Raw genomic sequence first — 10,502 nt, 5'->3', positions numbered from 1 at the left:
AGCATCCACAATTAAATTTATGGATGCTTTTATATAGTTAGTTAGATATCTATCAAATTAGAATATTATCTTTCACAATTACATTTCCTAAAGAATCGATTGTATCTAGGCAAACTTTTTCCAATTGATTTACAGATATTTCTGTATAAGGCTGCTTTACCCTGATATAATTTTCTGTATACCCAAACATGTTTCCTTCTTTATTATCATGTTCCCATAAAACTGTTTTTTCCTTACCTAACTGGGATTCATAAAAAGCATGCCTTTTCTTCTCAGAAAGAATTTTTAACATTTTATTTCTTTTTTTTCTTTCTACAATAGATACGATTCCTTCCATCTCAATAGCTTCCGTATTTTCTCTTTCCGAATAGGTAAAAACATGTAAATAACTTATAGGTAAACTTTGAATGAAATTATAGGTTTCCATAAATTTATCTTCTGTTTCTCCAGGAAATCCAACAATAACATCGACTCCAATACATGCATCCGGCAATACGGACCGGATTTTTTCTACTCTTTCCTTATATAAATGGGAAAGATATCGTCTTTTCATTTTCTTTAATAAATCATCACATCCGGATTGTAAAGGAATATGAAAATGAGGGACAAAAATTTTACTTTGAGAAACAAAATCTATCACTTCATCTTTTAATAAGTTGGGCTCTATGGAAGAAATTCTTACCCTCTCTATTCCCTCTATTTTATCCAGTTCTTTTACCAATTCAAGAAAGGTATGTTCATGTTTTTTATTTCCATACTCCCCTTTTCCATAATCTCCGATATTAACACCAGTTAAAACAATTTCTCTTATTCCTTTATTAGATATCTCTCTGGCCTGATTTACAATATTATCTAAAGTTGCTGAACGAGAAATTCCTCTCGCTAAAGGAATAGTACAATAAGTACACTTATAATCACAACCATCCTGTACTTTTAAAAAAGCACGTGTTCTGTCTCCTATGGAATAAGATCCGACAAAAAAATCAGCTTCATCAATTTCACAAGAATGAATTTTTGTTTCAGAATCTTTTTTTAAATCATTAATATACCTATGAATATTAAATTTTTCCTTGGCACCTAATACCAAATCAACACCTTCTATTTGGGCTACTTCTTGAGGTTTAAGCTGCGCATAACAACCTATTATACAAATTAAAGCTTCCGGATTTTTACTTAATGCCCTTTTTACAATAGTTTTACATTCTTTATCTGCATTATCTGTTACAGAGCAGGTATTAATAATATAAATATCAGAAGCTTCATCAAAGGAAACTTTTGTAAATCCTTCGTTTAAAAGTTGTCTTGCTATAGTAGAAGTTTCTGCAAAATTTAACTTACACCCCAAGGTATGAAATGCTACTGATTTTTTTGTTTTCTCAAGCATTTTACAAAATTAATACTTTTTAATAGCTTAATAAAAAATCAATACTTTTAAATTAAACTAATTGTGCAAAATTTCTCTTCCATTAACAGGTTGAATGGGTCTATTGTTATTTTTAGGAAGATGTTTTGCTATTTCTTCTATTTCTTCAATAGACATAGTTATTGGATTTTTAAATATTATCCAGTTTACGTTCTCTACACAAGGTGGAGTGGTTAATGATCCTAAATAATGATAATAACTTTTATCTTTAGGATACATTTTTTCAGGATTGAAATTAACCTCAGTATTTACTTTGCCATTTTTAGCCAAAGTTTTGAAAATTTTTAATTTTTCAAAGTAAGAATTTTCGTTTCCTTGTTTTACAAAAACGCCAATTACTAATACAGAACCATCTTCTGCTTTATGAACAAAATGCAGTTCTAATGGAAATCTTATGCCGTCAATTGTATGTTCTGATTCTTCATGGGCATGAAATTGAACTAAATTATATACTTTATGATCATAAATTATAGAACTGCCTTGTTTAAAATCAAACTCTAAAGAGTGTCCATTATCAATAATAGTATTTACACTACCATCGCCATAATTAAATAAAATTTTGGGTAATTTTTTATTAATTACAGTTTGAGATATATTTATATTTATTGGTGATTGTAATTTCCCTATTCCACACTGTTTTCCTTCTTCTATTTCGCCCCAATGCTCAGGAGATTCTTGTCCTTCATATCCCCAATGATGATGTTGTGAAAAAGCAATGGCAAAAGATAAAAAACTTGCTAAACATATTATTTTTTTCATTTTGTAAAATATTATAATAAAGTGTAAAATTAGTAAGTATAAAATTATACTTAAAGTTAAATTTGTGTTAATAATTTTACCATTCAAAAGTAACGTCCTGTTCTATATCCGGCGAAAGGGTTAACGCAACCGGACAAGTATGCGCCACACGTTCCAGAATAGTTTTCTGCTTTTCCTCCAGATTTAATTGAGGAAAACGAATTATAATTTTTATTTTTCCTATCCTTCTTGGCGATGCATTCATTATTTTAGTAACCTCTGCTTTTGTTCCTTTTAAATCTATATTCATTTCCCTGGCTTTGATATCCATGATTGTCAATATACAACTGGCTAATGCGCTAGCAACCATATCAGTAGGAGAAAAGTTTTCTCCCTTTCCATGATTATCTACCGGAGCATCTGTTAATATTTTAGCACCACTCTGAATATGAACAGAATCCGTATGCAAATCTCCTTCATAAGTTACTTGTATAGTCATTTGATTTTTTTTACCTATTTCAAAGTTAAAAATAAAATATGAAAATTAATTTTCTATATTACAATTTATCCATTCCGGATCAAAAGAAGCCTTATATTTTTTATAAAATTTTATTGCCGGTTTATTCCATTCTAAAACCTGCCACATCATACCCGTAAATTTTTGTTCTTTCATTTCCTTAAGAAGTGAATTAAATAACATGCTTCCTATTCCCTTTCCTCTCCATTCTTTGTTGACAATAATATCTTCCAGATACAACCGTTGTCCTTTCCAAGTAGAAAAACGTATATAATATAACGAAAACCCAACAATAATATTGGTTTTTGTATCTACAGCGACAAAAGCTTTCCAAACCGGATTTTTACCAAAACCGCTTTCTTCTAGGTGTTCTAAAGTTATAGTAACCTGTTCTGTTGCTTTTTCATATTCTGCTAACTCCTGAATTAATTCTAATAACCTGGAACAATCTCCTTTTTGGGCTCTTCGTATTTGTATATCTAACATCATAATTATTTTACATTTAAAATTGAAACTAAACATATCTAATAAAAAACCTTTTATCTTTAAAAATAAAAGGCTTTTATTTCTTAATCTGTAAAATATGAAATATACAAAATCTATACTTAACTTTTCTAAAAATATATATTATTTATTCTGAGAATCTATTATTTGTTTAAGTTGTTCTATTTGTTTCTGTTGTTCAATTATATATATAGTCATTTCCTCTATTTTTTGCAACAAAAGATTAGTCATTTCTCCCAATTGCAATCCATTTTCCTGAATTTCTTTAGCAGAAGGTATTTCCGGTAAATGATGATTTTCTCTGGTATATTTTTCTACTTCTTCTAAAGAAGGTAACTTATATTCTTCTTTTAGCGAAGATCTTCCTGTATAATATTTCTGAAATACATAATCTGCAGGAACCTGCAAATCTATTTTTACTTCTTCTGCATGAATTTTTCCTTTTACAGTAAGCCTTTCATCTGGATCATTAGTTCCTAATCCTATAAAACCATTTCCATGATTCATTCTAAAATATTCATTATTATCACATCCCATTGTTATTCCTACCTTATCATATCTATGATTTCCAGAAACACCTACACCTGAGGGTGGAATACTATTAAATTCTATATATCCCTGAAGGGTAGCATCGGTAACTAACTGTAATCTGGTACTTGCTGAAATCCATCCGTTATCATTTGCCCACCTCATTTGTTTTATTATTAATTTGCTTTGATTAGCATTAGAAGAAGTAAAAGCAGCAATTGGTAATTCAGATCCTTTTTCTTGTCCTAATTTACCTCCAGAAACATCAAATTTGGCTATAGGATTATGAGTAGCTATTCCCAATCTTCCATTTTCCCGTAAAAACATTCCTGTGGATAAGTCATCCCAAGGAGAACTATTTATTCCAAAATATAAAAAATGATAATCATTTCCTATACCAAAAGCCCCTATTCCTGCTGAAATTGGAGAATTAAGTGTTTGTTTATAAAACAAACCTTTCGCCCAAGCTCCATCCATAGATGGCTTAATCATTTCAATAGCCCCTCCATCAATAACCAGAGTTGAATTTTTTTCTGTTGGATATTGATTCTGGGCTTTTACCCATGTAGTTATAAATAACAAAGAACATAAACTCATAAGTATTTTTTTCATAATAATTTAATTTTAAACAAATGTAATTTTTATTTTACTTATACCCAATAATTTTTATTTAAAATGATTCATTGTCATTTTGTCATTCTTTGAGAATTGGTACTTTTTTTGAAATTTAGGACTACAAATAAAATTTGAATTAAAAAGAAAATATATGGCAAAAGGAAATATTAATGTATCGGTAGAAAATATTTTTCCTCTGATTAAGAAGTTTTTATATAGTGACCACGAAATATTTTTACGCGAACTGGTCTCAAATGCTACAGATGCTACTTTAAAGTTAAAACATTTAACCAATATAGGAGAAGCTAAAGTAGAATATGGTAATCCTATGATTGAAATAAAGATCGATAAAGAGAATAAAACTCTTCATATTATCGATCAGGGAATTGGTATGACCGAAGAAGAAGTGCAGAAATATATAAATGAAGTGGCTTTTTCCGGAGCAGAAGATTTTATTTCTAAACATAAAGATGCAGAAAAAGAGGGAATCATCGGACATTTCGGATTAGGTTTTTATTCCTCTTTTATGGTAGCAGATAAAGTTGAAATTATTACTAAATCCTACACAGACACTCCAGCGGTTCGTTGGTCTTGTGATGGCAGTCCACAGTTTGATTTAGGACCTTCAGATAAAACAGATCGAGGAACGGAAATCATACTTCACATTGCAGAAGATTCTGTGGAATTTTTAGAAGAATATAAAATCCGCGAACTTTTATTAAAATACAATCGGTTTATGCCGGTTCCTATAAAATTCGGAACTAAAGAAGAAACTTTGCCTTTACCTGAAGGAGCTGATAAAGACGCTAAACCGGAAAAAGTAACTGTAGATAATATTATTAATAATCCTAATCCTGCATGGACTAAATCTCCTTCTGAGTTAAAAGATGAAGATTATAAAGCCTTTTACCATGAGCTGTATCCTATGCAGTTTGATGAGCCACTGTTTTATATTCATCTAAATGTAGATTATCCATTTCACCTAACCGGTATTTTATTCTTCCCTAAATTAGGAAATAATATAAACATTGAGAAAGATAAAATTCAATTATACCAAAATCAAGTATTTGTTACAGATGAAGTTAAAGGTATTGTTCCAGATTTTTTAATGCTTCTAAGAGGCGTTATAGATTCTCCTGATATTCCATTGAATGTATCCAGGTCTTACTTGCAGGCAGACGGAGCTGTGAAGAAGATATCTTCCTATATCACGAAGAAAGTAGCAGACAAAATGGTTTCATTAATGAATGAAAACCGCGAAGATTATGAGAAAAAATGGAACGATATAAAAGTAGTTATTGAATATGGAATGATATCTGAAGATAAATTCTTCGAAAAATCAGATAAATTTGCTTTATATCCTACTGTAGACGGAGTGTATTATACTTTTGATGAACTAAAAGATAAAATCAAAAATAATCAAACCGATAAAGAGGGAAAATTGGTTATTCTTTATGCTTCAAATATTAATGAACAAGATCAATATATTCAAACCGCTAAAAGTAAAGGGTATGAAGTTCTTCTTTTAGATTCACCTATTGTTCCTCATTTAATACAAAAGTTGGAAACTTCTAAGGAAAATATCTCTTTTGTGCGTGTTGATGCTGACCATATAAACAATTTGATCAAAAAAGAAGAAGAAACCACTTCTATTCTTTCTGAAGATGAAAAAGAAACATTAAAAAAAGAATTAGAAGAAACTATAGACTCTAAAACCTACACTATAGCATTGGAAAATTTAGGAAGAGATGATGCTCCGTTTATGTTAACCCAACCGGAATTTATGAGACGTATGAAAGATATGCAACAAACCGGAGGAGGAATGTATGGAATGATGGGTAATTTTCCTGAAATGTATAATCTGGTAGTAAATACTAATAGCCCTTTAGCCTCTGAAATTTTATCTAAGGAAGACAAGACAGATAAAGCTCAAATTATAAAACAAGCATTAGATTTGGCTAAACTTTCGCAAAATATATTAAAAGGAAAAGATTTGACTGATTTTATTAAGCGAAGCTTTGAAATGATTAAATAATTTTAAATAAAAAATACTAACAAAAGCCGCTTTTTCAAGTGGCTTTTGTTTATATATAAGGTAAAATATTTATATTATTAAATTAATTTATCTAATTACATAAGTTTAATTCTCCCCCATTTTATTCTTTTCTTAAAAACATTCATATCTTCATATCCCCTTATATCCATGCGATTTATTGTCATGCTATTTCTAAAAGGAAAAAGAGCAATTCTATTCCCAACTCTAAAAGCATAATTTATTCCATATTTTTTTAATAAGGAAAAAAAAGCTTTTTGTTCTTTACCTTTTTTTCTGTAATATCCACCATAGGTATAGGATAAAGCCGGAAATAGTGAAAGATTGTTTTCTTGCACAACTGAAGTACATAATTCTAAATCTTTTTTAATTTCTTCCAAAGAAAGTTGTTCGTAATTATCATGCTTATAAGTATGGTAAGCAAATTGTATATGAGGACCACAACTTTTTATTTGTTGAATGGTCATTAATTTCCTTTCTTTTACAACATACTTGCCTGCCCAATCCATATTTTTACCTAACTTACCTAAAACTAGAAAACAAACAGCCTTAAAACCATATTCTTTCAATAGAGGAAAAGCTTCTTGATAATTATCTAAAAATCCATCATCAAAAGTGATAAGCAAAGCTTTGGGGGGAATAGTGCCATTTTCTATATCTGTAAAATTTATTGTGTTATATCCTTTCTCTTTATAATAATTTAGCTGCTCAATAAATTTCTTTTTTGTAATTGTTATTTGATCTTCAAATTGGTTAGTAGATATTGAATGATACATAACCACTCTAATTTTCTTTTTATATGTTATAATTTTAAACTGATAATTGAAGAAAACAATTATAGTAAATAAAATAAATAAAAATATAATTATTATCATAAAATTTATTTTTAATTTTTCAATATTTTTAATATAATAATATATAACATTAATTATCTTTATGTAAAGTTAATTATATTTGAATATGGGTTTTAAAAATAATGAAAAAAATTTTACACATTACTTCTATTAAAGAACTTAGAGGTGGGGATATTCAGATGTTAAATGTTATTAAACAATTTAAAAATCAAAAAAAATTTGAAAATATTGTTTTAGTTCGAAAAAATGCAGTAATTATTTCAGATTTAATTAAAGAAAAAATTCCTTATTACGAAGTTCCCAGAGCTAACAATTTTGATCTGAGGTTCGTATATAAAATTATAAAACTCGTAAAAAAATTATCAATAGATATTATTCATGTTCATGATTCTACAGCTCTTACATTTACATTAGCCTCTTCTTATTTTCTTCCTAAAAGGGTAATGATTATCTATTCTAGAAAAAGTAATAATATAATTAAAAATAAAAAATTGAATCATTGGAAATATAATCATAAAAGAATTTCAAAAATTATTTGCGTTACAAAGATTATCGAAAAAGTAATGGGAAATTCTATTGAAGATCAATCTAAGTTGATTACCATATATGATGGAATTTCCCTTACAGAGCAATCCGCTGCTCTTCCTTTAGAAAGTATTTATAAAAAAAGTAATGAAAACGAAATTTTAATAGGTACTTTTGCAAGCCTTACTAAGGCAAAAGATTTATTTACTTTTATAGATACTGCTAAAAAAATTCTTATTTATTATTCTAATACGCATTTTCTTATTTTTGGTGATGGTGAATTAAAAGATGATTTAAAAAAATATTCCAAAGAGATAGGAATAGAAAATCATATTCACTTTTTAGGTTTTGTGAATCATGCTTCTCAATATTTAAATTATTTAAATATATATTTAATAACTTCAATCAGAGAGGGAATCCCTCTATCTCTTTTTGAAGCATTCTACAAAAAAGTTCCTGTAGTAAGTACCAACGTTTCAAGTATACCGGAAATAATCGTAGATGGTGAAACTGGGATGTTATGTGAGGTTAAAGATAGTAATAGTTTGGCTTCTAAAACCATACAATTATTGAATAATCCGGAATTATGCAAAAAAATTACCACTAATGCAAATAATCTGATAAAAGAAAAATTTACCCTTGATATTGTTTATAAAAATTATTATGCCTTTTATAAAAATTTGATAAAAAATTGATTATTTACGCATTACATTTCCCTACCTATAATTTATTAAAAAAGCAAATAATGTTATTTAATTTTAACATATAAACATAATTGAACAAATTTGTATTCTTTAGCTAATCCAAACAAACTACTATAATTTTATTTCGTTGCATAATTATTTAGATAATTTCTATTAATATCGAAATTACTTATGTTTGAACTGAAAATAAAAAGTTACAAAAAAATATATATCAAAAAACTATATTTTTTTACATTTCTTTTTCAAAATACTCAAAAAGAATGTCAGCTCTTTTTTTCCCTATCAATTCTTCTAATTCTTTTTTAGTAGACTTTTTTATGCCCTGTACAGATTTAAAATGAGTAAGTAAGAGTTGTATCGTTTTTTCTCCAATTCCGGATATGGTATCTAATTCGGTTGTAAAAGTCTTTTTACTTCTTCTATTTCGATGACGTGTAATCCCATATCTGTGTGATTCATCTCTTACTTTTTGCAAAACTTTTAGTGTTTCAGAAGTTTTATCTAAATACAAAGGAATAGAATCGTGAGGAAAATAAATTTCTTCTAAACGTTTTGCTATACCTATAATAGGAATTTTACCTGCTAAACCTAAATTTTCTAGAGATTTATATGCCGAACTTAGCTGTCCTTTTCCCCCATCAATTAGTATTAATTGGGGTAATTCATTTCCTTCTCTTAATTGCCTACTGTATCTTCGTTGTATAACTTCTTCCATTGTAGCAAAATCATTGGGACCTTCAACTGTTTTAACATTAAAAATTCTATATTCTCCTTTACTGGGTCTACCATTCCTAAATACTACACAAGCAGACACAGGATTAGTTCCTTGAATGTTAGAATTATCAAAACCTTCTATTAAACGGGGCTCTTTAGGCAGATGCAAAAGGTTTTTCATTTCTGCCATAATTCTATTAGTATGTCTTTCAGGATCTGTTATTTTTACCTGTTTAAGTTTTTCTAGCCTATATTCTTTTGCATTTTTTTCTGATAAGTCTAATATTTTTCTTTTATCTCCAATTTTAGGAACAAAAAGTTTTACCCCAGGTATCTCTAAATCAATAAAAAAAGGAATATAGATTTCTTTTGAAAATGATTTAAATTTTTCTCTGATTTCTATAATTGATTTTTCAAGAATTTCTTCCTCAGTTTCTTCTAATTTTTTCTTTATTTCTGTTGTATAGGATTGAATTATCCTTCCTCTAACTATTTTAAAAAAGTTTACATAAGCTGCAGATTCATCTGAAATAATGCTAAAGACATCTACTTCTGATATGGTTGGAGAAATTACAGTAGATTTAGCTTGATATTTTTCTAATAATTCTAGCTTTTCTTTAATAAATTGGGCTTTTTCAAACTCTGTTTTCTCCGCATATTCCATCATTTTCATTTTAAGTGAAGAAAGAGGCTCTGAAAAATTTCCTTTTATTATTTCGCGAATTTCCTTTATATTTTCATTATAATCTTCTAAAGTCTGATATCCTTCACAAGGACCTAAACAATTATGAATGTGATATTCTAAACAAACTGTATATTTATTTGACTGTATTTTTTCTTGTGTTAAATCTAATTTACATGTTCTGAGCGGGTAAATACTTTTTATAAGTTCTAAAAGAGTACGTGCTATAAGGACAGAGCTATAAGGTCCGAAATATTCAGATCCATCATAAATAAGTTTACGGGTTAGAAAAATACGAGAAAAGGGTTCATTTTTAATACATATCCAAGGATAAGACTTATCATCTTTTAAACGAATATTATATTTGGGTTGAAATTCTTTTATTAGATTATTTTCCAGTAATAAAGCATCAAATTCAGTATCAACTATTGTTGTTTTTATATTTTTAATTTTAGAAACTAAAAGTCGTGTTTTTCCATTATGTTCTTTATTAAAATAAGAATGTACTCTTTTATGTAAATTTTTTGCTTTTCCAACATATATAATTTCTCCTTTATCATCAAAAAACTGATAGACTCCCGGCTTGTTAGGCAATATTTTAAGCTGAAGCTCTAAAGACATAATTTTAAAATCAATATTTGTATA

The 10,502-nt window shown here is 28.2% G+C and carries 9 protein-coding genes; 2 read left to right on the top strand and 7 right to left on the bottom strand.

Annotated elements, in window-relative coordinates; translation table 11 throughout:
- Positions 1-52: 52 nt before the first annotated feature.
- The 5 genes from mtaB to C4S76_RS08625 form a co-directional block, all read right to left on the bottom strand.
- Positions 53-1,384 (bottom strand): tRNA (N(6)-L-threonylcarbamoyladenosine(37)-C(2))-methylthiotransferase MtaB, encoded by a 1,332-nt coding sequence (gene mtaB, locus C4S76_RS08645; RefSeq protein WP_105194070.1) that lies wholly within the window; start codon positions 1,382-1,384, stop codon positions 53-55.
- A 57-nt stretch (positions 1,385-1,441) separates the two neighbouring features.
- On the bottom strand, positions 1,442-2,182 hold the full coding sequence (locus C4S76_RS08640; RefSeq protein ID WP_105194069.1) for a carbonic anhydrase: 741 nt from the start codon (positions 2,180-2,182) through the stop codon (positions 1,442-1,444).
- A 76-nt stretch (positions 2,183-2,258) separates the two neighbouring features.
- Positions 2,259-2,660 carry an OsmC family protein gene (locus tag C4S76_RS08635; protein WP_105194068.1) on the bottom strand — a complete coding sequence of 134 codons (402 nt, stop codon included), beginning with the start codon at positions 2,658-2,660 and terminating at the stop codon, positions 2,259-2,261.
- Between the two features lie 45 nt (positions 2,661-2,705).
- Entirely contained in the window at positions 2,706-3,167 is a 462-nt protein-coding gene (locus tag C4S76_RS08630) for a GNAT family N-acetyltransferase (RefSeq protein WP_245915817.1), read from the bottom strand.
- A gap of 138 nt (positions 3,168-3,305) precedes the next feature.
- The gene (locus C4S76_RS08625) at positions 3,306-4,322 is read right to left on the bottom strand and encodes a hypothetical protein (RefSeq protein ID WP_105194066.1); all 1,017 of its coding nucleotides are present in this window, start codon (positions 4,320-4,322) and stop codon (positions 3,306-3,308) included.
- Between the two features lie 154 nt (positions 4,323-4,476).
- On the opposite strand from C4S76_RS08625, the gene htpG reads away from it, so the two are divergent.
- A complete protein-coding gene (gene htpG / locus C4S76_RS08620) occupies positions 4,477-6,360 on the top strand; it encodes a molecular chaperone HtpG (RefSeq protein WP_105194065.1) in 1,884 nt (627 codons plus the stop codon).
- A 95-nt stretch (positions 6,361-6,455) separates the two neighbouring features.
- Here htpG and C4S76_RS08615 read toward each other — a convergent pair whose 3' ends face one another.
- Positions 6,456-7,154 (bottom strand): polysaccharide deacetylase family protein, encoded by a 699-nt coding sequence (locus C4S76_RS08615; protein ID WP_181042847.1) that lies wholly within the window; start codon positions 7,152-7,154, stop codon positions 6,456-6,458.
- A 200-nt stretch (positions 7,155-7,354) separates the two neighbouring features.
- On the opposite strand from C4S76_RS08615, the gene C4S76_RS08610 reads away from it, so the two are divergent.
- Positions 7,355-8,452 carry a glycosyltransferase family 4 protein gene (locus C4S76_RS08610; RefSeq protein WP_105194063.1) on the top strand — a complete coding sequence of 366 codons (1,098 nt, stop codon included), beginning with the start codon at positions 7,355-7,357 and terminating at the stop codon, positions 8,450-8,452.
- A 238-nt stretch (positions 8,453-8,690) separates the two neighbouring features.
- On the opposite strand, the gene uvrC is transcribed toward C4S76_RS08610, so the two are convergent.
- Complete coding sequence (gene uvrC / locus C4S76_RS08605; protein ID WP_105194133.1) at positions 8,691-10,478, bottom strand: excinuclease ABC subunit UvrC; 1,788 nt, start codon at positions 10,476-10,478, stop codon at positions 8,691-8,693.
- Positions 10,479-10,502 lie beyond the last annotated feature (24 nt).

The sequence above is a fragment of the Apibacter adventoris genome (genome assembly GCF_002964965.1).
GTDB classification, from domain to species: Bacteria; Bacteroidota; Bacteroidia; order Flavobacteriales; family Weeksellaceae; genus Apibacter; species Apibacter adventoris.
Note: the sequence above shows the minus strand (reverse complement) of the source record. Positions and strands in the feature narration are given on the sequence as shown.